Below are 26,036 nucleotides of genomic sequence, written 5' to 3' on the forward strand. Positions count from 1 at the left end.
CATGTGACAGACAATATCGGTGCAACTGCTACGAATGGCCATTTCCACCCCCTTACACAGGCAAGTTGGCCCCGTTCCGGCGGGACCAGTCAGTGCGCTCGTCCGGCACCAGCATCCCCGCGCATGAAGGGGCCGGATCAGTCCTTTTTGCCCGGCCTGGCGAATTAAATCCGCGCTGACCGGACCGAACGAATTGCTATCAAGGCAACCGCCCTTAGGCCTGCCCGGCCTTGGCGAGCTCGACTTCAACGCGAAGCTCGATCTCGGACAGGACCGCATCGAGGCCGGGATGGCCGGAGGAGGATTTCAGGCTGGCGGCGGCATCGCGCAGCCGCGCCACGGTGCTCGCTTCCAGATTGCCGGCCAGAAGGCCGATCTTGAGCTCGTCGAGCACATCGAGCGCGCCGCGGCCCCGCGCGACCGAGCGCTTGCGGCGTTCCATGGGGTCCTCGACACCCTGCAGCGCAAGCAGCGCATCGATATTCGCGGCGGCTTTCGGCGCGGCGCCGGAACGGACCTCGCCCGCCTCCGTCGAGGGTTCCGGCAGCGCGAAGCTGCTCGAACTGTTCCGCCGCGTGCTGCTCGCGGGCGTTCCAAGCGTGGTGCCGTTCGGTCCTGAGATGCGCATCGTCGATGATCCCGCGGGCGTGCTGGGCGGAACTTTCGCCCCCTTATGGTTAATGGACCGTAAACGACCCGGCAAAATCTGCCGCCGGCCGGCAGTTTCGACTCCGCCGGAAAACGGAGCGCGAATGGCGATCACGCAATTTCACTAAAAATATCAGTTATTTGATGCATCACCCCGCCATGGCACAGCCCTCGCATAGTGAAGGGCGGATCGCCGCTATGGGAGTGGCGTGCCGGTCCGATGGAAGACCTCGAGGGGAGCAAAGGGATGCCCGGCATCCGTTCGGCACACTATTTCGCAGCCGCCTGCGCCGCGTGGCTCGCGCTCGCGCTGACCGCTTTGCCCGCGGGCGCGACGTCGCGGATCAAGGACCTCGCCAATATCGAAGGCGTGCGGCAGAACCAGTTGATCGGCTACGGCCTCGTGGTCGGCCTCAATGGCACCGGCGATACGCTCAACAATATCCCCTTCACCAAGCAATCGCTGCAGGCGATGCTGGAACGGATGGGCGTTAACATCCGCGGCGCCACCATCCGCACCGGCAACGTCGCCGCCGTAATGGTCACCGGCAATCTGCCGGCCTTCGGCACGCAGGGCACGCGGATGGACGTCACGGTCTCCGCGCTCGGCGACGCCAAGGACCTGCGTGGCGGCACCCTGCTCGTCACCCCCCTGCTCGGCGCCGACGGCAATGTCTATGCGGTCGCGCAGGGCACGCTCGCGATCTCCGGCTTCCAGGCCGAAGGCGAAGCCGCCAAGGTCGTGCGCGGCGTCCCGACCGTCGGCCGTATCGCCAACGGCGCGATCATCGAGCGCGAGATCGAGTTCACGCTCAATCGCCTGCCCAATGTCCGCCTCGCGCTGCGCAATGCCGACTTCACCACCGCCAAGCGCATTGCGGCGGCGGTGAATGATTTCCTCGGGGTCAAGACCGCCGAGCCGATCGATCCCTCAACCGTGCAGCTCAACATCCCGGCAGAGTTCAAGGGCAACGTCGTCGCCTTCCTGACCGAGATCGAGCAGTTGCAGGTCGATCCGGATCTTGCGGCGAAGATCGTGATCGATGAGCGCTCCGGCATCATCGTGATGGGCCGCGACGTTCGCGTCGCCACCGTGGCGGTCGCGCAAGGCAATCTCACGGTGTCGATCTCCGAGAGCCCGCAAGTGAGCCAGCCCAATCCGCTGTCGCGGGGACGCACGGTGGTGACGCCGCGCTCGAATGTACAGGTTACCGAAGACGGCAAGAAATTCGCCGTGGTGAAAGACGGCGTCTCGCTGCAGCAACTCGTCGATGGACTGAACGGGCTCGGGATCGGCCCGCGCGATCTCATCAGCATCCTGCAGGCGATCAAGGCGGCCGGCGCGATCCAGGCCGACATCGAGGTGATGTGATGCAGAGCGGATTTGCCGACGTCCTCACCAATCCCTACCGCGCGCCGCGCGGCAATGGCCGCAACGACTCACAACTCGCGGAAGCGCTGACCAAGGTCTCACCGGAAATGCAGGCCAAGGCCCGCGCGAAGGCGCAGGATTTCGAGGCGCTGTTTCTCAATTCGATGTTTTCGCAGATGACCAGCGGCATCAAGGGCGAAGGCCCGTTTGGCGATACGCCCGGCACCGGCGTGTGGCGCTCGATGCTGACGGAAGAATATTCGAAATCGTTCGCGAAATCCGGCGGCGTCGGCATTTCCAACGAAGTGTTCCGCACGCTGATCCTGCAGCAGGCAGGCGGCGCCAGCCAAGCTTAAGGAGATCAGGACAAGATGAACCAGCGTCTTCAATCGCGGCCGGCGCCGGCGCAAGCCGCGAAGTCTGCAGCGTCGACACCTGCCGAAATCCGCAAGATCGCGGAAGAACTGATGGATGTGATGAGCGCGCTGCTCGGCATCACCGAGCGCGAGACGGAGCTGGTACGCGCCGGCAAGGTACGCGAGGCGATGCTACTCGAAGCGCAGAAATCGGAATTGTCGCGCCGCTACATGGTCGCGGTCGAGAGCGTGAAGGCTGCGCAGAAGCAGCTAGCACAGGCGGCGCCCGATCTCTTGAACACGCTGCGCCGCCATCACGATACCTTCCGCGCGATGCTTCAGGTGAATCTGACTGTTCTCGCCACCGCCCATGCGGTGTCGGAGGGTATCGTGCGCGGCGTTAACAGCGAGATCCAGCGCCGCAACGTGCCGAATACCTACACCGCCGCCGGCCGGCGCGCCGCGCCTGGTCCGCGCCACATGACGCCGCTCGCGGTCAGCCGGTCGCTGTAATTCGCTAAAATTGTCACGCTGATGTAAGCGCGGCATTCAGCGCGTTCCCTAACAACCTATTGAGAGGTGTGACCTATAGTTGCGGTTTATGGAGGGTTGGGATTTGACTCGAAGCATTAGCTAGTGCGCAGGCACTAGGAGGCGTGATGAGTACAGATTTCAGCATCAAGCCGGTCGGGGTACCGGTTGCGGCTCCGATCACCGCTCCCGTTAGCGAAGCGGCGCGGAATGCCGTCCCAACCGAATTGCCGCCGAGCCGGAGCGTCACCGCGACGGATGCAGGCGCGCGCGCCAGCATCAATTCCAACGTCGTCAACGCGTCCGTTTCCAATCAAGTCATTATCGATCGCGACGCCGCTTCCGTTGTCTTTCAGGTCGTCGACAACCGCACGAGCCAGGTGGTGAGGCAGTTTCCCGAAGAGGCGGTGCTGCGCCGCCGCGCCTATTTCCGCACGCTCGACCTGACCAAGGAAGCGCCGACGCGTCTCGGCGCCACCGACCGCAGGGCCTGACGCTTCAGAGCGTTTTCGAGCGAAGTGGATACCGGTTCGCGTGAAGAAAACGCGTCAAACAAAAGATCTAAAGCTTCGGTTCTCGAAACGAAGCTTTAGCCCTGGCGCTTCGCGTAGGCCTGGTCGAGATACGTTCCCCCGGTCGCAGGATCGTTGACGACATTCTTGATCAGCGCCGTGCCGATCGCGGTCAGCGTAAACTTGGTATCGCCGATCCGGAACGACTGATCCTTAATCAGGACATCCTGGTACTTGCTGGTGCCCTCGCTCTCGTAGTGCACCTTGGCGCGGAAGCCCGTGACGTTCGAGACTTGGATCTTGAACGACTTGTTGTTGGCGTATTTGCCGGTCCAACTGCCCTCGTAGAGCTGAGGATCAACAGCTACATAGGGCGTCTTGGAGGGAACGTTCAGCCCGACGGCCTTGTAGTTGGCCGCCAGGATGCCCATCATGTCGGCCATTGCAGCCGCCCCACTCTGCCTAGGCGCGGCCGGCGAGGCCGGCGGCGAGGTTGCAGTTGATGTCGATCAGCGACTTCAGCTTCGCCGGATCCGGATTGATCTGCATCTCGACGGTCTGCTTCATAACGAATACGCCGATATTGGTGATGTTCTGGCGCACTTCGAGCGGCTGCGGATTGTCATTGGCCTGCGCAGCGCTCATGAAGATCGACCACAGGCGGCGATTGAACAGCAGCGCGTTCTGCATCGCCTTGTCGGGCCCATTCCAGTTCGTCTGAACTTCCTGAAGCTGTCGTGCAGCCTTTAGCAGCGCCTGCGCTTCGATTTCACGGGGGGACGCCGTCGTAGTTGACGTGCGTGCGTAGGCCTGAGCTGCGTTTGACATTCACGAACCTCGGTGGGAGCGGTTTGACCGCGGGGTCTCAAAAAGTGCCCAACTTTCATACAGACGGTGCCTTTAAATATGGTTAGCAAGGGTTACGAAATGTGTCCGTTTTCCGGCGGAAGCCGCCAGGCCACGCCTTAACCAAAACGAAGACGGCGGAGTTTCCTCCGCCGTCTCGCGCCGTTCTTGATCTGGTGAAGCTGCGCTTAGCGGAGCAACTGCAGCACGCTCTGCTGGCTCTGGTTGGCAAGCGCGAGCGCGGACACCGCGATCGACTGGCGGGTCGACAGCGCCTGGCTGTTGGCCGCTTCCTCGTTGGTGTCGGCCAGCGTCAGGTTGGAGGAGCCGGTCTGCAGCACGTTGATCAGGTTCTTCGAGAAGTCCTGGCGGATCTGCACGATCGACAGGTTCGAACCGAAGGCCGACGCCTGGGCGCGCAGCGTGCTGCTGGCGTTGTTGAGCCCGCTCACCACCTTCTGCACGGAGTCGTTGTCCTTGAAGTCGCCGGCCGACAGCGCCGCAAGGCCAAGGCCCGCGGAGTTGAAGTTGACGCCGGAGATCCCCAGCGTCGACTTGCCGGTTTCGTTGAAAGTCAGCCGCAACGTGTCGCCGGTGAGCAGGTTGACGCCGTTGAAGGAAGCATCCTGCGCCGTGGTCGTGATCTGGTTCAGGATGTTGTTGTACTGGGTGACCAGCGCGTCACGAGCGGCGCTGGCGTTCGGATCGACCACCGGATCGCTCGGGGTCTTGCCGAAGAACAACTGGCCCGAAAGAGCCGCAGTGCCGCTGATCAAGCCGATCGTGGCGGAGGCTGCGTCGTTCGAGGTGGTGATCGTCAGCGTGCCGTCCTGCGCCAGTGTGGCCTGTAGATTGTTCGACGACAGCGCCGCGTTGAGGTCGTTCAGCGAGTTGACGTGGCCCGGGCCGGTACCGCCGAAGGTGATGCTGGTTGCGACGCCGCCGCCGGTGGAGGCGATCGACAGCGTCTGGCCGTTGAGCGGAGACGGACCGGTGCCGCGGGCCTGGCTGACGCCGGTGCCGAGGCCGAGCGCTGCGAGCGCATCGGCGTTCGAACTCGTGATCGTCAGGTCGCTGCTAGCGCCGGTATGGAGCACGATGTGACCGCCGGTGACGGTCGACGGCGTGGAGCCGGTGCCGGTGTTGCCTGACAACGTATCGATCTTGCTCAACAGGGTGGTGATGTTGTCGGTGATGTTGATGTGGTTATCGTCGGCTGCACCCGTGGTCACGAAGCTCAGGAGCTTACCGTTGACTGTGATGGTGTCACCCGCGGAGAAGGCCGACTTCAACGCATCGCTGGTCGCAGTCGAAGCACCGGAAAGCAGAGTAGCGCCGGTGATCTCAGGTGTGGCAATGGGCGCGCGGGTCACGCTCGTGACACCGCTCAGGCCAAGCTTGCTCAACGTACCGGCAAGCGAGCCCGACAGGCTGAGGTCGTTGGTGGTGCCGGTATCGATATTGATCTGGCCAGTGCCATCGACCGTGGCGGTAACGCCGGGCGCGGCCTGATTGATCGCACTCAGGATGCTTCCGATCGTCCCGTCGGCGAGGCCGATCGAGTAGTTGTTGGCCGCCATCGAACCGGTAACGCCGGTGCCGGCGTGGAACTGGATCGTCTTGCCGTTGATCTGCAGGTAGTCCGACGTGGTGAGAGCAGAGCTCAACGCGTCGGAGCCCGGAGTCGCCGGCACGCCAATCAGCGTCGTTGCGGTGGCCGTTGCCGCAACGATCGAGCCGCCGCCGCGGTTGGTGGTGGAGATGCCGAGCGCGGTCGCCGCAGCTCCACCGGTGATGGTGACATCGTTCGTCGTGCCGGTTGCAATCAGGATGTGGCCAGTCCCGTCAACGGTGGCGGTCACGCCGGCGCCCGCCGCGGTCCCGATCGCGGTAAGGATGTCACCGAACGTCGAGGTGGTGCCGGTGTTGAGGCCGATCGTGGTGTTGTTGCCGGTCGTCGTGGTCGCCGTCGCCGTCGCGCTAAAGGTGATGGTGTTGTTGTTGATGGTCAGCGTCTGGCCGGAGAGCGAGGCCAGAACGGCGGAATCAAGGTGGTTAGCGCCGCCAGAGTTGAGCGAGGTGAGGTTATTGACTGCCACCGCTGGCGGTCCTGCGTTGTCCTGCAGCGCAACCGTGCCGGTGGAGGTGTTGCTGGTGTAGGCGTTCTGGTGAGACGCGCCGATCGCGGTGCCGTGGGCGGTCGAAGCGGTATAGGTGACCGTCTGGTTGTTGACCTGGTTGGTGCCGGTGAACGCCGCGTCGATAGACGCGCCGGTGCCGAGCAGGTTCGAGGCCGTAGCGCCGTTGATCTTGACGCTCACGCTCGACTTGGCGGAATAGCCGACGGTCGACTGCAGGGCCTGGGTCGCGACCGACTTGGCGCCGTCGACCAGCTTCTGCAGTGAGGTGATGCCGGTGTTGGCCGCCTGCAGCACCTGCACGCCGTTGCCGATGCCATCGAGCAGGTTGTTGATGTCGCTGGCACGATTGTCGAGCGCGGCGGCGGTGAAGAAGTTGGTGGGGTTATCGAGGGCCGAGTTAACCTTCTTGCCGGTGGAAAGACGGCTCTGGGTGGTGGCGAGCAGATCGGCTGTCGACTGCAGCGAGAGGAGGTTCTGGCGTACCGATGCCGAGAGAACAATGCCGGACATTTTCATACCTTTCTGGTGTGAAACAGGAACAAGTCGCTTCCAATCTTTTTTGATCGGACGACGGCTCACCTTGGAACCAAGCCTCCTAAGAAAAAATGAATCTTCCTGGTCGGATTTCTGGCCAGCGAACAGCGCGAAAATGCTACGCGGCGGCACAGTTGCTCCGGAATACTACTGAATTTGCTGCGCCTTCGGACCGAAGGGCGAACACAGCAGGAATGGCGTTTACCAACTGTTAACCATGATCGGAAAGGATTGCGGCGCGATCGGCCGCCATCGGTCTTAACGGCGGACGCGCGCCAGACATGATTCGATTTCGTCGCAACGACGCATCGCGCGGGAATGGCGGCAGAGGAGAACGGGAATGGCATTGAAGGTCGAGCTGAAGCCGAACGAGCGGATCATCATCGGCTCCTGCGTGGTCACCAACACCGATCAGCGGGCTCGCCTCCTGATTGACGGCGACAGGATTCCGATCCTGCGCGAGAAGGACATTCTGACGCCGGAGACAGCCGACACGCCGGCCAAGCTGGTCTATCTCGCGGTGCAGCTCATGTATCTCTCGCCCGACCCGATGGCGCACCATCCGACCTATTTCAGCCTGGTGCGCGACATCATCACGGCGATGCCAAGCGGCTGGCCATTCATCGAAAACATCAACAACCACATCCTCAACGGTGACCTCTATCACGCGCTGAAGGAGTCGAAGAAGCTGATCGCACACGAAGAGGCCCTGCTGCAAAGCGCAAGGAAGCTCGACGCCCCCGCGCAGGAGGACGAGCGCAAGTCGGCGTGAGACGATCACACGATCAAGAAAAAAAGGCCTCCGAAAGGGAGGCCTTTTTTGTGTTCATTGCATCGCGCGCGATGACGAGATTCAGGTCGCTGAAGCAGTCGCCGGATGGAAGACCAGCGCAAAGCCATCCATGCAGTAGCGCAGACCCGTCGGCTTCGGACCGTCGTCGAAGACGTGGCCGAGATGGCCGCCGCAGCGCCGGCAATGCACCTCCGTACGCGCCATGCCGAAGGTGCGATCTTCCGTCGTGCCGACGGCGTTTTCGAGCGGCCGATAGAAACTCGGCCAGCCGGTCCCGCTTTCGAACTTGGTGTCGGAGGAGAATAGCGGCAGGTCGCAGCCTGCGCAGGCGAAGATGCCCTTGCGGTGCTCCTTCAACAGCGGGCTGGACCATGGCCGCTCCGTGCCCTGTTTGCGCAGGATCTCATATTGCTGCGGCGTGAGCTGCGCGCGCCACTCGGCGTCGGTCTTCTCGATCTCGAATTTCTCGGCGGCCTGCGCCGGCGAACCACGCAGCCAGCGGAAAGCGGCGAGGCTGAACAGGCCGGCAACGGAAGCAAGCAGGAAACGGCGGTCAATCATGATGGTCTCCGTGGAGGCGGATGACGATTGTTCGCTGTCAGATACGGCACACCCGATTGCGACGTTACACCGGTCAGTCCCTGATCTCCTCACTTTTCTGCGAGCTTGAGCCATACAGCTCCTGCGGCACAGACGGTTGCGGGTGCGCAGTCCGCTGGCCACCAGGCGCCGGGCGGCGGCGCGGCGGCCGCGGCAGGGTGCCGTACTGGCGATTGGCCTCGGCGAGACGTGCGTTGCGGACGCGCTCCTTGGCGCGCACGCCCTCCCGATAGCGCGCCAGTGCGTTGGCGGCGGCGGAGGCGCCCCGCCCCCAAAGGCTGATCAGATGCGCCGCGATGCGGCCGGTCGTCCCGCCCGCCCAGACCAGTTCGAACGGCGAGAACAGCCGCCAGCGTTCGTCGCCCCACAGGATGCTGCGTGCGATCAACAGCCCGGCCATTGCCGAGGTGTTCATGCCCTGCCGGCCAAAGCCGCTTGCGACCCAGAGGCCCTTGCGCAGCTCGCCGATCTGCGGCATGCCATGCACCGTCACGCCAACGGCGCCGCCAAAGACATCGTCGATTGCGACCTTGCCGAGTTGCGGAAAGACGGTCGCGATGCGGCGCTGGATGGCGGGCGCGAAACGCTGCGGCTTCGCGTTCCATGTCGTCTCCGGGCTCGCCCACATCAGCCGGTCGCCATCGACGATTCGGAAATGATCGATGCCGTCGCTGTCGCCGACCGAGCCGTGAAAGGCGAGCGCCTCCGCGAGCCGCTCGCCAAGCGGCTCGCTCACCGCCGCATAGCGCCAGACAGGCAGCAGCGTGTCCGACAGGCGCTGGAGCGGCGCGCCGAGATGAACATTGCCGGCGAGCACGATATGGGACGCGCGCAAGCGCGCCGAAGGCGTAACGATGCGCTTGCGGATGCCGGAGAAGTCGATGCTGACCACCGGCGTGTCCTCGAAAATGCGCGCCCCTGCCCGCTGCGCAAGCGCCGCCAAGCCATGCACATATTTGCGGCCGTCAACCTGAAACGCTTTGGGATAGTAGATGCCATGGAAATAGCGCTTCGTCCTGATGGTGCTGCGCACACGGTCGACGTGCCAGCCCTCGACCTCGGTCTCGAAATCCTCAGCCAGCGTCTGCAGCCGGCTGATCAGGGTCTCGCCGACATCGACGGTGGAAACCTGCAGCGCACCCTCGCTGAACGCGATGCCCGGGATCAGTTCCTCGGTCGCGGTCGCGCGAACGTAATCGGCGCCGGACTTCGACAGCGCCCAGAGTTCGCGGGCGTCTTCCAGGCCGACGCGTTCGATCAGCTCGGACAGCGGAAGATTGAATCCCGGCATCACCGTGCCGAGCTGGTTACCGGAGGCGTTCCAGCCGACCTGGCGGCCTTCGAGCACCGCAACACTGGCGCCAAGCCGCGCCGCCTCCCGCGCCACCGTCAGTCCGGCAAGCCCCGCCCCGACCACGCAGATATCGACGTCCAGCTCGACCGAAAGGCGCGAGGGGAACGGCATCGCAGCATCGCGATGGTCGGTCGCACTTGTGGAAGTCTCGCTCATGTCGTTTTCTTACGGACCGCGACACGGCTTGTCACCTTGTCGCGGGCATGAGCATGTAAGATTAATCCAGAACACGCCGAATTGAGATTGCGCCATGCGCCGTTTGATGCTGTTGCGTCACGCCAAGACCGAAACCGAATCGCCCACGGGCCAGGATCACGACCGGCGGCTCGACGAGCGCGGCCACCGTGATGCCGCGGAGATCGGCGCCTGGATCGGCCGGCATCCGCCCTTTCCTGACCGCGTGCTGGTCTCGCCCGCGGTCCGGGCACATCAGACCTGGGAAGTCGTCTGGCAAGCGATGAAAGGGCTCGTATCGCCGCCAGACGTCGAGTTCCTACCGGAACTCTACGGCGCCGATCCGACCGACCTGCTGCACACGATTCGGATGGCTTCGGTCGGCGACCCCAAGCGGTTGATGCTGATCGGCCACAATCCCGGCATGCATGAGCTTGCCCTCACCCTCATCGGCAGCGGCGACGCATCTGCGAAGAAAGCGCTCGATCACAACCTGCCAACCTCCGGTCTTGCGATCTTCGACTTCCCGACGCACGACTGGACCGACGTGGCGTTCCGTCGCGGCAAGCTCGTACAGTTTGTCAGCCCGAAACTATTGAAGCAGACTTCGGACGACTAGAGGCAGGCGCGGGAATCGCCGCTTGCCGTGTCAATGTTGAGCGGACAGGAGGCGTGGATGTTCAAGTCCATTCTGGTGCCGATCGATTTGGCCGACACCGATCTGGCGAAGCCCGCGATCGCGACAGCGGCAACGCTCGCGGAAAACTGGAGGGGTACGGTACGCCTGCTCAACGTGCTGCCGATGACACCGGTGATGCTGGCCGAATATGTGCCGGCCGATTTCGATACCCAACAGCGGCAGACCTCCGAGGAAGCGCTGGCGATCGTGGCCCGGGAAAGCGGCATCGAGCCATCGCGCATTTCCAGCGTGGTGCGACAGGGCGGCATCTATCACGAGATCCTCGAGGAAGCGGCGGCAATGCACGCCGACCTTATCGTGATGACCTCGCACCGCCCAGCGATGCGCACCTATTTTCTCGGCTCCAATGCCGGCCATGTGGTGCGCTACGCAAAATGCTCGGTGCTGGTGGTGCGGCACTAAAATGCTTTCGATCCAAGCTTTCCCATCGCGGGATTGAGCGCGCCGCCAACGGCGGCCTCGATCTGGCAGCGTGAGATGCCGATGTCGCGCAGCGCGCGGTCATCCAGTCCGCGAAGTGTTTTGATGGCGGCGCGGCGCTCCAGATAAGCGAGCAGCGCGTGCGCGCCCGCTTCGATCCGGCGAACCAGCCCGCCTGAAGCGCCCGGCTGCGCGGGCCGGCCTGCGGCTGAGGATAGCGTCGACATCGTCTTCTCTCCGGCTTTCTCCCGCGCGGCAAAGCGATGCCGTCGGCGCAAATGCTATCGCAGCGCCGTATTGACCTCGGATTGCTTGCGCATCCTCAGTACAATCGCAGGATTGATGCCCCCTAGATGATCCGGTAATTATCTCGGTTCAAGCGAAACATTGTCCTCGGTGCAATAATGTCGAAGTTCGAATATTTGCGGCTTGCCGACGCCATCGCCGCCGAGATCGCCGGCGGCGCGCTGAAACCTGGCGACCGCCTGCCGCCACAACGCAGTTTCGCCTATGAGCGCAAGATCGCGGTGTCGACCGCGAGCCGGGTCTACACCGAGCTGTTGCGGCGCGGTCTCGTCGTCGGCGAAGTCGGCCGCGGCACCTTCATTTCCGGCGACGCGCGAGGCAGCATCGCGCCGTCGCCCGAGGCGCATGGCGCGCGCATCGACATGGAATTCAACTATCCGCTGCTGCCGCAACAGGCGGCGATCATCGCGAAAAGCCTGCAAGGGCTGGAACGGACAGAGGCGCTCGAGGCCGCATTGCGGCCGTCGACCAGCACGGGCACGCAAGCCGTGCGACAGGTCTCGGCGGCGTTCCTTGCCCGCAAGAACTGGTCTCCCGGCGCCGAGCAGATCGTCTTTACCGCCAACGGCAGGCAGTGCATCGCGGCCGCGCTCGCCGCGCTGGTGCCGCCGGGCGGGCGCTGCGGCGTCGAGGCGCTGACCTATCCCTTCATCAAGGGCATCGCGGCGCGGCTTGGCGTGACGCTGGTGCCGCTTGCGATGGATGAGCACGGCGTGCGGCCCGATGCGGTGCAGAAAGCGCACCGCGAGGCGCATCTTTCGGCGCTCTATCTGCAGCCGACCATTCAAAACCCGCTGGGCATCACGATGCCGGCCGCGCGGCGCACCGATCTGCTGCGCGTGGTCGAGAAGCTCGACCTCACTATCATCGAGGACACGGTCTACGGATTTCTCGACGATGAGCCGCCGCTCGCTGCGCTGTCTCCCGACCGCTGCATCGTGCTCGACAGCCTCTCGAAGAAAGTCGCACCCGGGCTTGCGCTCGGCTTCATCGTGTCTCCGCTACGGCTGCGCGAGATCATCATGGCATCCGTCCGCTCCGGCGGATGGACGGCGTCAGGCTATGCGTTTGCTGCCGGGCAGCGGCTTATGGGTGACGGCACCGTGTCGGAGCTCACGCGGCTGAAGCGGATCGACGCGGCGCGCCGCCAGCAGATGGCCGCAAAATTGCTCGCCGGTTTCGAAGTCCAGGCCAATACCAAGGCCTATCATCTCTGGCTGACATTGCCGCCGCATTGGCGCTCGCAGACTTTCGTAGCCGCAGCCGCCCGTCGCGACATCGCGTTGACGCCGTCGACGACCTTCGCGGTCGCCCCGGGACATGCACCCAACGCGGTCCGCCTGGCGCTGGGCGCGCCGACGCTGGAGCAGCTCGAAACCGGACTCCGGGCGCTGTCGGGCATCTTGATCGCGAAGGAAGAGGATTTTGACGCGACCGAGTGAAGCGAGCTACGGCAGCAATTTATCCGGCAGATGATCGAAGCTGTAGCTGCGCGGCCGGTTGCGGCCGACGAAGCCGCCGATCTGCCAGGCGAACAGGACGGCGAAGCCGATCAGAAACAGCACGGCGATAAATTCGCCGGTGAACAGCGCGCGCAGCAATAGCCCGATCATCGCGACCGCCAGCACCGCCAACACCGCGAGCGCGGCCGCATAGGTCACAGGCCCGAGCCCGCCTGTCAGCACCGCCTTGCTGCCGGCCGCCTTCATCCGCCGGTGCAATTCCTCGATGAAGGCACGGTAGCCGTGGTCCTGCGGCGCCATCAGTGTCGCGGTCTGCCAGGTGGTCGAGAGGATGACGAGACGTCCGCCATTGGCATTCGCAATATCGGCACGGAAACGGCGCGACTGCATCGACACCGGACGGTACGAGAGGCGGACCGCCGAGATATCGCGATAAGGCCAGACGCCGGAACGGCCGGCGATGCGCCACGACAATCCGGCATCGGTCAATTCGAATTGATGCGCCGATCCGATCAATGATGCCTTGTAGGCATAGCGCGTCGGCGTGTCCTCGCCTGGTTCGGCGCTATTGTTGGCTGATGATTTCGGCAAATTCCACAACCCGGAGTATCGGCTGACCGCGCCGCTTGCGCGGCGCGCCGGCTTCATCCTACAAGCAGACCATGGACGAGACGACCTCTTTTCCACGCCACCTGATTCTCGGCGGCGCCATGCTTTCCGGCGTGCTGCTGGCGCTCGCCGTGCACATGCTGGGCATGCGCTACGGCCTTGATCTTGGCGGGCTGTGGCGCTCCGACACGCACGAGACCATGCCGGCGGGCGCGGCGATCGCCTGGTGGCTGATCGCGACGGTGGCGTTCTGTGGCGGCTACTTCACCGCAAACCTGATGCACAGCGCCGTCGCCGGCGAGATCCCGCCGCGGATGCGGCAGTTCCTGATCGCCGTCGGCGTCCTCATTCTCGCCGGCGCCGGCCAGGTGGCGTCGGCACCGAGTTCGATCTCGACCATCTCGATCGTGGAGGCCGGCCTCGCCGCGCTATGCCTCGGCGGTGCGATGGCGTTTTGCGGCGCGCATTTTGCGCTGCGCAGGAGTTAAGCGCTCAGGCGCTGCGGCGACCTTTCCGCCAGGATTTTCATCACCTCGGCGACGGGACGCGGCGCGCTGAACAGATAGCCCTGCGCCTGCGTGCATCCCTCGCGACGCAGCAGTTCGAACTGCGCATCGGTCTCAACACCCTCCGCCGTGGTGACGATGCCGAGACTCTTGCCGAGCCCGGTCACGGCGCGGACGATCGCCATAGAATCTTCCCGCGTCGCGAGGTCGCTGACGAACGAGCGATCGATCTTGATCTTGTCAAACGGGAAACTGCGAAGATAGCTCAGCGACGAATAGCCGGTGCCGAAATCGTCCAGCGAGATGCGGATGCCAAGCGCGCGCAGTTCGTGCAGCACCGCAAGCGTCGCCTCGCTGTTCTGCAGCAGCACCGTCTCCGTGATCTCGAGCTCGAGGCGATGCGCAGCAAGGCGGGTGTCCTCAAGCGCCGCCTTCACAGATGACACCAGGTTCGGGTTCTTGAACTGGATCGGCGACAGATTGACCGCGACCGCGACGTCCTGCGGCCAGGCAGCCGCATCCGCGCAGGCCTGGCGCAGCACGAATTCCCCGATCGGAACGATCAGTCCGGTTTCTTCCGCAAGCCCGATGAAATTGCCCGGCGGGATCACCCCGCGCAGCGAATGTTTCCAGCGCAGCAAGGCCTCGCAGGCGACGATCCGGTCGTGGGCGACGTCGCGGATCGGCTGATAGTGAACCTCGAATTCATCACGCTGCAGCGCCTTGCGCAGGTCGAGCTCGAGCATGCGCCGCGCTTGCGCGCGTGCATCCATCCCGGTCTCGAAGAAGCGATAGGTGGCGCGGCCGTCCGCTTTGGCACGGTAGAGCGCGAGATCGGCCTTCTTCAACAATTCGTCCGGATTCTTGCCGTCCTCGGGCGCCAGCGAGATGCCGATGCTGACGCCGATCACGAGCTGATGGCCGCCGATGTCGTAAGGAGCCGCGATTTTCTCGACGATGAGGCTCGCGAGCGTGGCCACCACTGATGGGTCGCAATCCCCGCAGAACTGCACGATCGCGAATTCGTCGCCGCCGAGCCTGGCCACGGTATCGTTCTCGGTGACGCATTCACCGAGCCGCTGCGCGACCGCCTTGAGCAGCGCGTCTCCGACGGGATGGCCGAGCGAATCGTTGATGATCTTGAAATGATCGAGATCGAGGCAGAGCACCGCGAGCTGGTCGCTGCGCCGGGCGAGCCGCAATCCCTTTTCGAGCTGTTCGCGGAACAGCGTCCGGTTGGGCAGATTGGTCAGCGCATCATGGCGCGCCATGTGCGAAATCCGCTCCTGCGCCTGCTGCCACTCGGTGATGTCCTCGAAAGTCGCGACCCAGCCGCCGCCTTTCATCGGCTGGTCGACAACGCGGATCGAGCGGCCGCCCCTGGTCACCACCTTGGTCACGGTGTGGCCGGCGCTGGCTTCCGCCATCACACCGGCGACGAACTGATCGGGATCGCCGTCCCATTCGCCGTTCAGCTTCTGGTCCTGCAGGACGTCGCGCAGCAGGCGGCCCCGCAGCGGAATGCTGGACCGGCCCATCATCGCGCCGTAACGGTCGTTGGCCAGGAGGATGCGGCCATCCGCATCGAACATGCACAAGCCCTGCGACATGTTGCCGAGCGCGGTGTCGAGCAGAACCTTCTGCTGGCGCATTTCGCCCTTGGCACGACGGTCGAGCATGGCCGCACCAGCGTGATCCCGAGAAACGCGAAGGTCACGATCGCCGTCAGGGAGGAAAGCGCGACCGGCGAAATCGACATCTGGTCAACGGCCACGCTGGGATCGGGAATGACGGTCATTGCGCCCATTCCAGTGAAGTGGAGCGAGACGACGGCCAGCGTCAGCAGTGCGGTCGCGCCGATGCCGTGGTTGCGATCATCGCTGCGCGTTGCACCCACGAGCGCCAGCGCCGCGAACAGGCTGCCGATCAGTACCGAACCGAGCACGATGCCAGGCGACCATACGAGGCGCGCCGGAAGTGCGACGGCCATCATGCCGACGTAGTGCAGGGCGGCAATGCCAAGGCCAACGATCGCGCCGCCAGTCGCTGCCGTCGAGACGCGGTTGTTCAGCAGGGCAATCGTCAAGCCCACCGTGGCGATCGACACTCCAAGGGCCAGTGACAGCAGGGTGAGCGGAATGTCGTATCCGACGCCCATGCCGGGCTGGTAGGCCAGCATCGCAATGAAATGCGTCGCCCAGATCCCGCAGCCGCCGGCCACCGCATCCAGCCCGATCCAGACCACCCGCGGAAGCCCTTGCGACGCTCGGGCCCTGTGAAACAGGCTGATCGCGACCGCGCCGGCGAGCCAGCAGGTCGTCAGGGCAAGGATGACGAACCGCCAATCGTGCTGCGTCGTCAGGCAAATCAGGACTTGGTACATTGCAGTTCCCCTATCCCGCCGTACCAGCCCTCCAGTTGGTGGATTTGGGGTAACCGCAGCGGAACTCGTTCCGCTGATGGTGAACGAAGTTTTGAGCCGGCGACAAAAATCGGCTCAATCCGCAACGGGCGCGCGTGATGATGCAGGTCACGTCGTCGCCCGGTCCCGCCACATGGCGCCGAGCATGATCGCGGCAGCGGCCGCAAGCAGCAGGCCAGCCGAGATCAGCAGCGAGGTGTGCAGGCCGGCGATGAACGCTGCGGACCGGCCGACCAGCGAGCCGAACAGCGCGACGCCGAGCACGCTGCCGGTCTGCCGGGTCGCATTGAGCACGCCGGCTGCAATTCCCGAGCGCGACTTCTCGACGCTGCCGAGCAGCGTCGACGTCAGCGGCGGGACCAAAAGACCAAGTCCGCTGCTCATCGCGATCAATTGCGCACAGATCGCCCAATAGGCAGTGTCAGGCCCCAAGCCGAGCAAGGCCAAACATCCCGCTGCCGACAGCAGTGCACCGCAGCCGATGGTCGCGGGCGCGCCGATGCGCTCGCTGATGCGCGGCGCGATCAGATTGACGGGCAGCACCGCGCCCATCATCGGCACGAAGGCCAGCCCGGTCTGAAATGCCGACAAGCCGTTGATCTCCTGGAAATACAGGCTCAGCACGAAGATCAGCCCGTAAAGGGCAACGTTGACGAGAAGACCGACGAACGACGTCGCCGCGAACATTCGCTGTCTGAAGAGCGACAGCGGCAGCATCGGTTGCGACGCATGGGCTTCGCGCCAGACGAACAGCGCGCTCAGCACCGCGGACGCAGCAAAGCCTGTGAGCACGAACGGATCTTGCCAGCCGCGGGCGCCGCCCTCGATGAGGGCGCCGGCGAGCGCGCCAAGCGCCGTGATCGCCGCGATTTGACCAGGCAAATCGATCTCGCGCGAAAGCGAGCGCGTGGTCTCATCGGCATAGCGGAAGGTCAGCCAGAGGCCGGCAAGGCCGATCGGCAGGTTGACCAGGAAGATCGCGCGCCAGCCGATGAGCGCAATCAGGGCGCCGCCAAGGAACGGCCCGGCCGTCAGCGCCACGCTGGCGCCGGCCGCCCAGATCGCGACGGCGCGGCCGCGCGCCCTCTCATCCGGATAGGCATGGTTGAGCAGCGCCAGCGAATTCGGCACCAGGATCGCGGCCGCCAGTCCTTGGATGCAACGCGCCGCGATCAGCACCGGTGCGTTCGGCGCCAGCGCACAGGCAAGCGACGCCGCGGTGAACAGCGCAAAGCCTGTCATGAAGACCCGTTTGGCGCCGATGCGATCGCCGAGCGCACCGGCGGTCAGGATGAAGGCAGCAAAGGCGATGGTGTAGGCGCTCACCACCCATTGCAGCTCGGACACGCCACCGCCAAGCGCACCGCCGATCGCATGCAGCGCGGTGTTGACGATGGTGACGTCGAGCTGCACCACCCCGTAGCCGAGGCTCATCGCGGCAAGCGTCAACGAGCCGGCGAGCTTCGAAGGCACGGGTTTTTCGGCCGGACGGGACGGCACGTCCGCATATTGTCGGGTCTTGAGTGACAGGTCTTGCATGGATCACCTCAACGGAGAGCCAACACCAGACATATCCCGTCGTTTCGTGAATACATTTCGGTACCGATCGAAGGATGATCGCGGAGGGCAGCGACCGGTACAAAAAGCCGCACCGGAATTATTCAGGCGCGGCTTTTTGCCTCAATGTCCGAAATGCCTGGAGCATGATCCGGGCCATCCGAAACCGGATTTCGCCTGGCGAGCCAGACGTTAGCCCGAAAATCACACTCTGATGAGCTGCAGCCCAGTCAAACGTGGCCGGATCGTGATCTAGCTCGCCGCCCTGAGATTGACCTTGCCTTCGGCGATCGAGGTCAGCTTCTTGTCGGTGGTTTTTTCCTCATCCAGCGTCTTCTGCAGGATGGAAGCGCAGTCGTTGCGGCCGAGTTGCCGTGCCCAGGCGATCAGACTGCCGTAGCGGGCGATCTCATAATGCTCGGCGGCCTGTGCGGCGTTGATCAGCGCGGCGTCGAGCACGTTCTTGTCATCCACCTCGCCGGCCACGTCGTCGGCTTCCTCGATGATGCCGTCGATCGCCGGGCAATCGACCGCCTTCACTTGGGCGCCATGCATCTGGAATACCTGCTCCAGTCTCTGCACATGCGTTTTAGTTTCATCCAGGTGGGTCAGAAATCCCTGTTTGAGCTGTGGATCGGAGGCCTTTTTGGCCATCTTCGGCAGCGCTTTCACAAGTTGTTGCTCGGCGTAATAGATGTCCTGCAATTGGTGCACGAACAAGTCATTCATGCTCTTGATGTCTTTACTGAAGAGTCCCATTGCGCGTATCCCTTGGTTCTGGGAACATGGCGCCCGCCCACCTTGTCGTCCCCGCAAAACGCCATGTTCTGGTTGCTGATACCTGCGCTAACAGGCTGGATGGACAGACGTTCCGGCGAAACGGCAAGAACCGGGGACGGAACAGCGGAACGCTACGACGAAATTGAACCGACAGGACCGCCGGCGGCGACTCACATTTTCCAATACCCAGACATATGTACTGCGTATGACAGAAATCACGAACGAAGCTGGACGCGTGGCTTGTCAAGGGCTGCACAAATCTACCGTTTTGCCTTATGGGTGCTGGGGCACGGTGCGTTTGACCGTCACCCGTTATCCCATGTGACCATGTAACGGGCCTTCTTTAGAATGCCGCTCCGCCGGGAGGACGAATGCATCGGCTGCTGACCGCGCTTGGGCGTGGCTTCAAGGAAAAGATCGGCTGGAAACGGCTGGGGATCGCCGCGAGCGTCATCATCATCGTCTTGGCGGTGACCCATCTGGTCCGGACGTTGAAGGGCGTCGACACCGCCCTGGTCCTGACGGCGTTGACCGAGATCGCCCCGCACCGCATTGCGCTTGCCGCGCTGTGCGTGGTCGGTGCCTTCTGCACGTTAACCTTTTACGACTTCTTCGCGCTGCGAACCATTGGCAAGACCCACATCCCCTACCGCATCGCGGCGCTGTCCAGCTTCACCAGCTACACTATTGGTCACAATATCGGCGCCACCGTCTTCACCGGCGGCGCGATCCGCTTTCGCATCTATTCGGACTACGGCCTGACCGCGATCGATGTCGCCAAGATCTGCTTCCTCTCCGGCCTGACCTTCTGGCTCGGCAATCTGTTCGTGCTCGGGATCGGCATGGTCTGGCACCCCGGAGCGGCGTCCTCGATGGACCTGTTGCCGGAAGCCATGAACCGGCTGATCGGAGTGGGCTGCCTTGCCGGCATCGGCGCCTATCTGGTCTGGCTCGTGACCGGCACCGGCCGCCGCGAGCTCGGCCAGAACGGCTGGAAGGTGGTATTACCGTCCGCGAAGCTGACGCTGGTGCAAATCCTGATCGGCGTCGTCGACCTCGGTTTCTGCGCGCTCGCGATGTATCTGTTGATGCCGACCGAGCCCTATATCGATTTCGTCTCGCTGGCCGTGGTGTTCATCCTGGCCACCCTGCTCGGCTTCGCGAGCCACGCGCCGGGATCGATCGGCGTGTTCGACGCCGCGATGCTGGTGGCGCTGCCGGACTTCTCCAAGGAGCAGTTGCTGGCCACGCTGGTCGTGTTCCGCATCCTGTACTTCCTGATCCCCTTCGGCATCTCGATCTCGATCATGGGGGTGCGCGAGCTGTGGCTTAACGTGGTGCAGCCTTGGCTCAGCCGGCGCAAGCTCAATGATCCGCCTTTCAGAGCGGAGACCGCCGAGGTTACCGTGCGGCAATCGGTCGAGAGCCGGCCACGGATCAAGCACCTGAAACGGTAACAGCGACGTTATCTGGAGCATGATCCGGAAAGGTGGGAACCGGTTTTCCCTCGCGACAAACGCGAAGCGTTTGCGCGGAGATCATGCTCAAGCAAAGAGATGAGATCACAATCCGATTCCGTCCAATCGGATCATGATCTCGGCGCGTTATTCTTTCTGGCTAATTCGGCGCGGCTCTCTTATTTCTGCCCCACCGATGCCGTCAAACGCGCCATGGTCAAAATTCTGTTCCGTTCGATCGTTTCCGCCGCGCTGCTGGCGGTCGCGCTGCTGAGCCAATCGGCCGAAGCGCAGACCGCGGCCCAACAGCCGCTGCAGATCTCGTGGGAAGTCCGCAACCGCTTTCGCCTGTTCCGCGAGGAGCGCGACTTCCTGCTGCAGACCGAAGCCGGGGGCGGCCGCAGCGTGCTCGCCGCCGAGCAGGCGCTGGAATTGCAGAGCGACGGCCGCGGCTGGGCGCGCAACACCGTCAACCGGCTCTGCATCGACCTCGCCGGCCGCGTCAACGAGCCCTGCACCCGCGACAACGTCAAGGAAAGCTACCTGACGCCAACAGATCACCCGATCACGGTGCGATTGGTCGGGCCGATTCCGGTCGGCGCCACCTGCGCCTGGTCGTTCGACGACGGCGACGGGCCGCAGACCTCCGCCTTCGACTGCGCCGAACCGGTGAACCTGCGCGTCCGCTACGGCCGCACGACCATGGCGACCGTCGACGTCTCCGCGGGTTCGGATCCGGCCCAGCGCGTCTCCACCGAGATCGCCGTGCGCGATATCTTCATCGCAGGGCTCGGCGACAGCATCGCCTCCGGCGAGGGCAATCCGGACCGTCCGATTGCGCTGGCGGAAGAAGGCTTCTGCTTCCGCTCCTATCTCGGCACCGCGGGCGAGCAATATTACCGGCCGAGCCGCGCCGGCTACAAAGGCGGACGCGCCTGCGAAGCACCGGACTTCCTCTCGGTATGGCAGAAGCACAGCGCGCTGTGGTTCAACGCGGCCTGCCACCGCTCGCTCTACAGCTACCAGACCCGCACCGCGCTCGCGCTCGCGGTGAACTACCCGCACATCGCCGTGACCTACCTGCCGCTCGCCTGCACGGGAGCAACCATCAATGACGGGCTGTTCGGCTCACAGCAGGCCCGCGAGTGCCTGCCGAGCAAATCGGGCAACACCTGCTCGGGCACCGTCAACGGCCAGCTCGCCGAATTGCGCGATGCGCTCGCGGCAGCCAAGCGCCGCCAGCCGGATCGACAGCTCGACCTGCTCCTGCTCTCGATCGGTGCCAACGATATCTACTTCTCCGGCCTCGTCGCCAATGTGATCGTCGATGCCGGGACAGAGCGCGCGCTGTTCCGGCGCGGTGGCGTCATGGCGTCTGTCGACGATTCCCGCGATGCCCTGCGACGCACATTGCCGCAATCCTTTGCCAAGCTGCGCGAGGCGCTAAGGCCGCTCGTCGGCGGCGATCTTTCGCGCGTGATCTATACGGCCTATGCCAATCCGGGGCTGTCGGAGGGCGGTGTCCCCTGCCCCGGCGGCCGCGCCGGCTTCGACATCCATCCCTCCTTCAATGCCGCGCCGCAGCGGCTTGGTCCGGTGGTCGGCTATGTGCAGGACGAATTCCTTCCGGCCTTGAAGGCGCTGGCGCTGTGCCAGTCGGGCGTCCTCTGTCGTAATCCGCGTGCCGACCGCATGACCTTCGTCGACGCCCATCAGGACGCGTTCGCGATGCATGGCTTCTGCGCGCGCGGCGCCACCGATCCGGAGTTCGACCGGCAATGCTTTGCGGCCAATGGCGAGAGCTTCAATCCTGACATCGTCACCGCCGCCAGCCAGCCGATGCTCTGCGGCCGCAGCGCCTCGGAATATCGCGCCTACCTGCCGCGCGCCCGCTGGATCCGCGACGCCAATGACAGCTACTTCACCGCGATGACCTATCCGCAGGCGCTGCCATCCTCGATGCAGCCTTCGGACATCCATGATGCGACCTGGGGCCTGCTGTCGGCCGTCTACGGCGGCGCCGTGCATCCGACCGCCGAAGGCCACGCCGCGATGGCGGACGCCGCCCTCCCCGCGGCGGCCGGAGTGCTGCGACTCGACGTCGGCGTGGGCGAGGTGATCTCCGAACCGGTGCAGCCGATCGGCAGCCGCTAAAGCGCTTTCGAGCGAGCTGGGAATGTCGGCTCTAATTCAATCAGAACCGAAGCTTTAGCGCGAAGGCGCGCCGGCTGGACCGACGTTCTTCTTCGTGGCGGCCGGCACCGGAGGCTTCATCGCGGCCGCCTGTGCCGGCAGATATTTGGCGACGATGGCGGGATCGAGTTGCGCGATCGCTGTATCTGGCAGGCGGTACCAAGTCTCGTCCTTGCCGAACAGCGAGATGCCGATGTAGCCGCGCATCGTCAATTCCTTGCCGTCGGGACTGACGCTCATCTTGGCCTTGTAGATACTGCCGTCGCGCGGATCGAGCACGTTGCCTTCCTCGTACTTCAATCCGTTGCGCTTCATGTTGCGGATGAAGGGAATGCCCAGCAATGGCGCGTTCTTGCGGTCGTCGGTGCATTTCGTACAGGCTTCGGTGACCGGCTCGCCGGGCTTCGGGAACGTCTTCGCCATGATGCCTTCGAAGACGCCGTTATGGTCGACGAACAACACCCAGATCACGGGCTTGCCGTCCTCGACCTTCTGCCACAAGCCCGCCGCCGACGGTTGCTGCGCCTGCGCCGGCAGGGCGGCCGCCAGGAGCGCCATGATAACAGGCACTAGCAGCCGAAATCGAAATCGCCAATTTCGCATTGTCGTCACCCGACTAATTCAACGAACGAATGAGCGAAGACTACGGCCATTTCGCGGAAGGTTCCAGTGGCAGTGCAGAACGATGCAAATGGCCGCAGCGGCCGCTCCGCGGCCTGACCGACGATATTTGACTGAAATCGACCAAACATATGTTGATTGGAATCAATTGACTCCGAGTTTCTTCTGCAGGCTCGACGACGACGTCGTGTATTGGAACACGAGCCGCTTGTCCGGATAGACATAGCGGTGCGCCTTCTGCGCCATCAGCGCGCCCTCGTGGAAGCCGGACAGGATCAGCTTCAGCTTGCCGGGATAGGTGTTGATATCCCCGATCGCGAAAATGCCTGATACGTTGGTCTCGAAGGCGGCGGTGTCGACAGGCACCAGATTGTTCTCCAGCGCCACGCCCCAGTTTGCGACCGGACCGAGCTTCATCGTGAGCCCGAAGAACGGCAGCATGGTATCGCACTCGACCCTCATGATGGCGTTGTCGTTGCCCTTCACCGTCGCCGCCGCAAGCCTGCCCGCCTCGCCTTCGAGGCCGGTGACCTGGCCGAGCTTCAGGTCCATCTTGCCATCGGCAACGAGCGCACGCATCTGCTCGACGCTGTGGGGCGCAGCGCGGAACTCGTCGCGTCGATGCAATAGCGTGATGCGCTTGGCGATCGGGTGCAGGTTGAGGGTCCAGTCGAGCGCGGAATCGCCGCCACCGACAATCAGGATGTTCCGGTCGCGGAACTGCTCCATTTTCCGCACTGCGTAGAACACCGAGCTGCCTTCATAGGCTTCGATGCCCGGCACCGGCGGCCGCTTCGGCTGGAACGATCCGCCGCCGGCGGCGATCACCACCACCTTGCATTCGAACACCTTGCCCGCGTCGGTCTTCACGCGGAAGGCGGGATCGCCGACCTTCTCGATCGTTTCAACCATCTCGTTCAGATGGAAGATCGGGTGGAACGGCTTGATCTGCTCTAACAGCGACTCCGTCAGCCCCTGACCGGTGACGAGCGGGATGCCGGGAATGTCGTAGATCGGCTTCTCCGGATAGAGCTCGGCGCACTGGCCGCCGATCTTGTCGAGGATGTCGACCACATGGGTCTTCATGTCGAGGAGGCCCAGTTCGAACACGGCAAACAGTCCGCAGGGACCTGCGCCGATAATCAACACGTCCGTTTTGATCGCTTCGCTCATATCCGCTTCTTTGTCAGTTGAGTACGAAATGGGAAGGCTGCCGACCGAGCCAAGACGACCTGATCGGGAACGGCCTGATCGGGAACGCCATAATAGGGGCGGCAAGCGCCGCGGCAACCCCTTGCCGCAACTCGACAACTAGGCTGTAACGTGGCGAACGACCTGGAGATTGTGCAAGTGAATGCCCCGATCCGTTCCGACGCCACGCCGCGCCTGGAAGACTATCCCTATCGGCTGTCAGACAATGTGCGCTTTGCCGACCTCGATCCCAATGGGCACGTCAACAATGCGGTCTATGCGAGCTATTTCGAGACCGGCCGCGTCACGCTGATGAAGGATCCCAGCAAGGGATTGGTGCCGGAGGGGCTCGCCTGGATCATGGTGCGCCTCGACACCCATTTCCGCGCTGAGCTGCATTGGCCCGGCACGATCGAACTCGGGCTCGGCGTCGTGAAGTTCGGACGAACCTCGGTGACGTTCGATCAGGTGGTGTTTTCGCAGGGTCGATGCGTGGCCTCAGCGCAGGCGGTGACGGTGCTGATCGACGAAACCACGCGCAAGCCGGTTCCGCTGACGGATGAAGTGAAGGCTAACCTAAAGCCCTGGATCCGCCGCGGCCTTGATCTAGCCTAGTCTGGGTACGCTCTCGAGGCGAACGCCACTTTATCTCCTCATCCCGAGGAGCGCGAAGCGCGTCTCGAGGGACGAGGCCACCGGCGGGGCCTCATGGTTCTCAAGGCGATGCGAAGCATCGTCCGGGAGAGGCGCCTCCGGCGCTCCTCACCATGAGGGTCATGCTTCAAGCCTGCCGTTCCGGCGTCGTCACCACGAGCCCGTCGAGGTCGTCGGTGACCTTGATCTGGCAGGACAGACGCGAATTCGGCCGCACGTCGAAACCGAAATCCAGCATGTCCTCTTCCATCGGCGTGGGCGCGCCGACCTTCTCGCGCCAGGCTTCGTCGACATAGACATGGCAGGTCGCACAAGCGCAGGCGCCGCCGCATTCCGCCTCGATGCCCGGAACGCCGTTGCGGATAGCGCCTTCCATCACGGTCGCGCCGTTCTCCACCTCGATGGTGCGTCTTTCCCCGGAATGGTCGACATAAGTTATCTTGGCCATGATCGCTCGTGCTACCGGAATACGGATCTGGATGAGGTCCCCGGCAGTCCCTATAACGGGTCGATCCCGGGAGCGCCAGCGGCCGGGTGCCCTCACGCAAAACCTTTTGACGCGAATTTGTCGCCGGTCAATTCGGGCTTGAAGGGTCGCCGAGGATGGCCTCGATCGCGTTCCGCGCCCGCGCGACCGCGTCAGTGAGCACCGCCAGCGGCTCCGCCGGTTCGACGCCACTCGTCAGGACATGTTCCAGCCCGGCGGCGGCATCCGCGACGGCGAAAGCGCCGATCGCGCGTGCCGATCCCTTCAGCTTGTGCGCCAGTTCGCGCGCATCCTGCGGAAGGGTGGCCAGGGCTGCGATCAGCTTGGCCGACTGCGCCACGAACAGGGAAAGCACCTCGCGCTCGAGAGCGGCGTCGCCAAGCGACATGCGCGCAAGATGTGCAAGATCGATCGGGCCGTCACCGGGGGAGAGCGGCGGCGAAGCTATCCATTGGGTCCGTTCGAGGTGACGCGGCATGGGCCTGATCCTAAGGACCGGCCACCACCTCCTTTTCGGTAGGGCCGTTTGGGCGTCACCCAATCACGGAAATAGTTAACGGATCGTTGGCCAAATTTGCCTCAACTTTGCCCTTTTTCAGACAAAGTAGGACCTCAATGGGCGTCAGCTCGCAGGATTTATGTGGAAGCATAAGGCCTTATGGCACAAACCTGTTAACGATGATTAAGAATGTCTTAATCGCGGCCATTTCATTCGCATCGCTCAACCAATAGGATGTTTCCGGATGTAGCGGACAAGCGGCCGACGGGCGTGCTTGCGTACCGCTTTACGGGGACGGGACGGCTCGAGC

Annotated in this window: 28 protein-coding genes; 12 read left to right on the forward strand and 16 right to left on the reverse strand. The window is 63.7% G+C overall.

What is annotated here, in order from left to right; all coding sequences use genetic code 11:
• Positions 1-214 precede the first annotated feature (214 nt).
• Positions 215-628, reverse strand: coding sequence for a flagellar assembly protein FliX (locus ACZIRK_RS15955; protein WP_463327691.1), 414 nt, complete (start codon positions 626-628; stop codon positions 215-217).
• 267 nt (positions 629-895) lie between these two features.
• Between ACZIRK_RS15955 and ACZIRK_RS15960 the strand changes: the two genes are divergently transcribed.
• The 4 genes from ACZIRK_RS15960 to ACZIRK_RS15975 all read left to right on the forward strand — a co-directional run bounded on the left by ACZIRK_RS15960 (position 896) and on the right by ACZIRK_RS15975 (position 3,401).
• A complete protein-coding gene (locus tag ACZIRK_RS15960; RefSeq protein ID WP_028163575.1) occupies positions 896-2,020 on the forward strand; it encodes a flagellar basal body P-ring protein FlgI in 1,125 nt (374 codons plus the stop codon).
• Complete coding sequence (flgJ, locus tag ACZIRK_RS15965; protein WP_463327692.1) at positions 2,020-2,376, forward strand: flagellar assembly peptidoglycan hydrolase FlgJ; 357 nt, start codon at positions 2,020-2,022, stop codon at positions 2,374-2,376. The genes ACZIRK_RS15960 and flgJ overlap by 1 nt, the downstream gene beginning before the upstream one ends.
• 15 nt (positions 2,377-2,391) lie before the next feature.
• Positions 2,392-2,889, forward strand: coding sequence for a hypothetical protein (locus ACZIRK_RS15970; RefSeq protein WP_130230090.1), 498 nt, complete (start codon positions 2,392-2,394; stop codon positions 2,887-2,889).
• Positions 2,890-3,035: 146 nt separating this feature from the next.
• Positions 3,036-3,401: a flagellar protein FlaG gene (locus tag ACZIRK_RS15975; RefSeq protein ID WP_028163578.1), complete on the forward strand. Its 366-nt coding sequence runs from the start codon at positions 3,036-3,038 to the stop codon at positions 3,399-3,401.
• A gap of 95 nt (positions 3,402-3,496) precedes the next feature.
• On the opposite strand, the gene ACZIRK_RS15980 is transcribed toward ACZIRK_RS15975, so the two are convergent.
• The 3 genes from ACZIRK_RS15980 to ACZIRK_RS15990 all read right to left on the reverse strand — a co-directional run bounded on the left by ACZIRK_RS15980 (position 3,497) and on the right by ACZIRK_RS15990 (position 6,916).
• Positions 3,497-3,862, reverse strand: a complete 366-nt coding sequence (locus ACZIRK_RS15980; protein ID WP_028163579.1) for a hypothetical protein — start codon at positions 3,860-3,862, stop codon at positions 3,497-3,499.
• 19 nt (positions 3,863-3,881) lie between these two features.
• The gene (flaF, locus tag ACZIRK_RS15985; protein ID WP_028163580.1) at positions 3,882-4,247 is read right to left on the reverse strand and encodes a flagellar biosynthesis regulator FlaF; all 366 of its coding nucleotides are present in this window, start codon (positions 4,245-4,247) and stop codon (positions 3,882-3,884) included.
• A gap of 206 nt (positions 4,248-4,453) precedes the next feature.
• Entirely contained in the window at positions 4,454-6,916 is a 2,463-nt protein-coding gene (locus ACZIRK_RS15990; protein WP_463327693.1) for a flagellin N-terminal helical domain-containing protein, read from the reverse strand.
• Positions 6,917-7,280: 364 nt separating this feature from the next.
• On the opposite strand from ACZIRK_RS15990, the gene flbT reads away from it, so the two are divergent.
• Complete coding sequence (gene flbT, locus ACZIRK_RS15995) at positions 7,281-7,712, forward strand: flagellar biosynthesis repressor FlbT (RefSeq protein WP_456643375.1); 432 nt, start codon at positions 7,281-7,283, stop codon at positions 7,710-7,712.
• An 81-nt stretch (positions 7,713-7,793) separates the two neighbouring features.
• On the opposite strand, the gene msrB is transcribed toward flbT, so the two are convergent.
• On the reverse strand, positions 7,794-8,294 hold the full coding sequence (msrB, locus tag ACZIRK_RS16000; protein ID WP_456643376.1) for a peptide-methionine (R)-S-oxide reductase MsrB: 501 nt from the start codon (positions 8,292-8,294) through the stop codon (positions 7,794-7,796).
• A 73-nt stretch (positions 8,295-8,367) separates the two neighbouring features.
• Complete coding sequence (locus ACZIRK_RS16005) at positions 8,368-9,843, reverse strand: NAD(P)/FAD-dependent oxidoreductase (protein WP_463327694.1); 1,476 nt, start codon at positions 9,841-9,843, stop codon at positions 8,368-8,370.
• Between the two features lie 94 nt (positions 9,844-9,937).
• Between ACZIRK_RS16005 and ACZIRK_RS16010 the strand changes: the two genes are divergently transcribed.
• Entirely contained in the window at positions 9,938-10,480 is a 543-nt protein-coding gene (locus tag ACZIRK_RS16010) for a SixA phosphatase family protein (RefSeq protein WP_463327695.1), read from the forward strand.
• Between the two features lie 57 nt (positions 10,481-10,537).
• Positions 10,538-10,963 (forward strand): universal stress protein, encoded by a 426-nt coding sequence (locus ACZIRK_RS16015; RefSeq protein ID WP_028163586.1) that lies wholly within the window; start codon positions 10,538-10,540, stop codon positions 10,961-10,963.
• Here the strand turns inward: ACZIRK_RS16015 and ACZIRK_RS16020 are convergent.
• Complete coding sequence (locus tag ACZIRK_RS16020) at positions 10,960-11,208, reverse strand: DUF1127 domain-containing protein (RefSeq protein ID WP_130227039.1); 249 nt, start codon at positions 11,206-11,208, stop codon at positions 10,960-10,962. The genes ACZIRK_RS16015 and ACZIRK_RS16020 overlap by 4 nt on opposite strands.
• A 177-nt stretch (positions 11,209-11,385) precedes the next feature.
• Between ACZIRK_RS16020 and ACZIRK_RS16025 the strand changes: the two genes are divergently transcribed.
• The gene (locus ACZIRK_RS16025; protein WP_463327696.1) at positions 11,386-12,729 is read left to right on the forward strand and encodes an aminotransferase-like domain-containing protein; all 1,344 of its coding nucleotides are present in this window, start codon (positions 11,386-11,388) and stop codon (positions 12,727-12,729) included.
• 6 nt (positions 12,730-12,735) lie between these two features.
• Here the strand turns inward: ACZIRK_RS16025 and ACZIRK_RS16030 are convergent, their stop codons facing one another.
• Positions 12,736-13,341: a hypothetical protein gene (locus ACZIRK_RS16030; RefSeq protein WP_463327697.1), complete on the reverse strand. Its 606-nt coding sequence runs from the start codon at positions 13,339-13,341 to the stop codon at positions 12,736-12,738.
• 71 nt (positions 13,342-13,412) lie between these two features.
• On the opposite strand from ACZIRK_RS16030, the gene ACZIRK_RS16035 reads away from it, so the two are divergent.
• Positions 13,413-13,847, forward strand: a complete 435-nt coding sequence (locus ACZIRK_RS16035; RefSeq protein WP_028163590.1) for a hypothetical protein — start codon at positions 13,413-13,415, stop codon at positions 13,845-13,847.
• On the opposite strand, the gene ACZIRK_RS16040 is transcribed toward ACZIRK_RS16035, so the two are convergent.
• From ACZIRK_RS16040 to ACZIRK_RS16055, 4 genes are all read right to left on the reverse strand, one after another.
• Positions 13,844-15,517 carry a putative bifunctional diguanylate cyclase/phosphodiesterase gene (locus ACZIRK_RS16040; RefSeq protein WP_463327736.1) on the reverse strand — a complete coding sequence of 558 codons (1,674 nt, stop codon included), beginning with the start codon at positions 15,515-15,517 and terminating at the stop codon, positions 13,844-13,846. The genes ACZIRK_RS16035 and ACZIRK_RS16040 overlap by 4 nt on opposite strands.
• Positions 15,403-16,248 carry an MHYT domain-containing protein gene (locus tag ACZIRK_RS16045; protein WP_463327698.1) on the reverse strand — a complete coding sequence of 282 codons (846 nt, stop codon included), beginning with the start codon at positions 16,246-16,248 and terminating at the stop codon, positions 15,403-15,405. The genes ACZIRK_RS16040 and ACZIRK_RS16045 overlap by 115 nt, the downstream gene beginning before the upstream one ends.
• 147 nt (positions 16,249-16,395) lie before the next feature.
• Positions 16,396-17,826 carry an MFS transporter gene (locus ACZIRK_RS16050; protein WP_463327699.1) on the reverse strand — a complete coding sequence of 477 codons (1,431 nt, stop codon included), beginning with the start codon at positions 17,824-17,826 and terminating at the stop codon, positions 16,396-16,398.
• 270 nt (positions 17,827-18,096) lie between these two features.
• Positions 18,097-18,603, reverse strand: a complete 507-nt coding sequence (locus ACZIRK_RS16055) for a YciE/YciF ferroxidase family protein (protein ID WP_028163593.1) — start codon at positions 18,601-18,603, stop codon at positions 18,097-18,099.
• Positions 18,604-18,995: 392 nt separating this feature from the next.
• Between ACZIRK_RS16055 and ACZIRK_RS16060 the strand changes: the two genes are divergently transcribed.
• Both ACZIRK_RS16060 and ACZIRK_RS16065 read left to right on the forward strand, forming a co-directional pair.
• On the forward strand, positions 18,996-20,081 hold the full coding sequence (locus ACZIRK_RS16060; protein WP_130227044.1) for a lysylphosphatidylglycerol synthase transmembrane domain-containing protein: 1,086 nt from the start codon (positions 18,996-18,998) through the stop codon (positions 20,079-20,081).
• Between the two features lie 213 nt (positions 20,082-20,294).
• Positions 20,295-22,235 (forward strand): SGNH/GDSL hydrolase family protein, encoded by a 1,941-nt coding sequence (locus tag ACZIRK_RS16065; protein WP_463327737.1) that lies wholly within the window; start codon positions 20,295-20,297, stop codon positions 22,233-22,235.
• A 54-nt stretch (positions 22,236-22,289) separates the two neighbouring features.
• On the opposite strand, the gene ACZIRK_RS16070 is transcribed toward ACZIRK_RS16065, so the two are convergent.
• Positions 22,290-22,877 (reverse strand): DUF2147 domain-containing protein, encoded by a 588-nt coding sequence (locus tag ACZIRK_RS16070; RefSeq protein ID WP_463327700.1) that lies wholly within the window; start codon positions 22,875-22,877, stop codon positions 22,290-22,292.
• Between the two features lie 162 nt (positions 22,878-23,039).
• Positions 23,040-24,068 (reverse strand): NAD(P)/FAD-dependent oxidoreductase, encoded by a 1,029-nt coding sequence (locus ACZIRK_RS16075; protein ID WP_463327701.1) that lies wholly within the window; start codon positions 24,066-24,068, stop codon positions 23,040-23,042.
• 177 nt (positions 24,069-24,245) lie between these two features.
• Here ACZIRK_RS16075 and ACZIRK_RS16080 point away from each other — a divergent pair, with 177 nt between their 5' ends.
• Positions 24,246-24,701: an acyl-CoA thioesterase gene (locus tag ACZIRK_RS16080; RefSeq protein ID WP_463327702.1), complete on the forward strand. Its 456-nt coding sequence runs from the start codon at positions 24,246-24,248 to the stop codon at positions 24,699-24,701.
• 166 nt (positions 24,702-24,867) lie between these two features.
• Here ACZIRK_RS16080 and ACZIRK_RS16085 read toward each other — a convergent pair whose 3' ends face one another.
• Both ACZIRK_RS16085 and ACZIRK_RS16090 read right to left on the reverse strand, forming a co-directional pair.
• Positions 24,868-25,188: a 2Fe-2S iron-sulfur cluster-binding protein gene (locus tag ACZIRK_RS16085; protein ID WP_028163599.1), complete on the reverse strand. Its 321-nt coding sequence runs from the start codon at positions 25,186-25,188 to the stop codon at positions 24,868-24,870.
• Positions 25,189-25,315: 127 nt separating this feature from the next.
• Positions 25,316-25,705 carry an Hpt domain-containing protein gene (locus ACZIRK_RS16090; RefSeq protein WP_463327703.1) on the reverse strand — a complete coding sequence of 130 codons (390 nt, stop codon included), beginning with the start codon at positions 25,703-25,705 and terminating at the stop codon, positions 25,316-25,318.
• Positions 25,706-26,036 lie beyond the last annotated feature (331 nt).

This window comes from Bradyrhizobium sp. Leo114, from assembly GCF_055229415.2.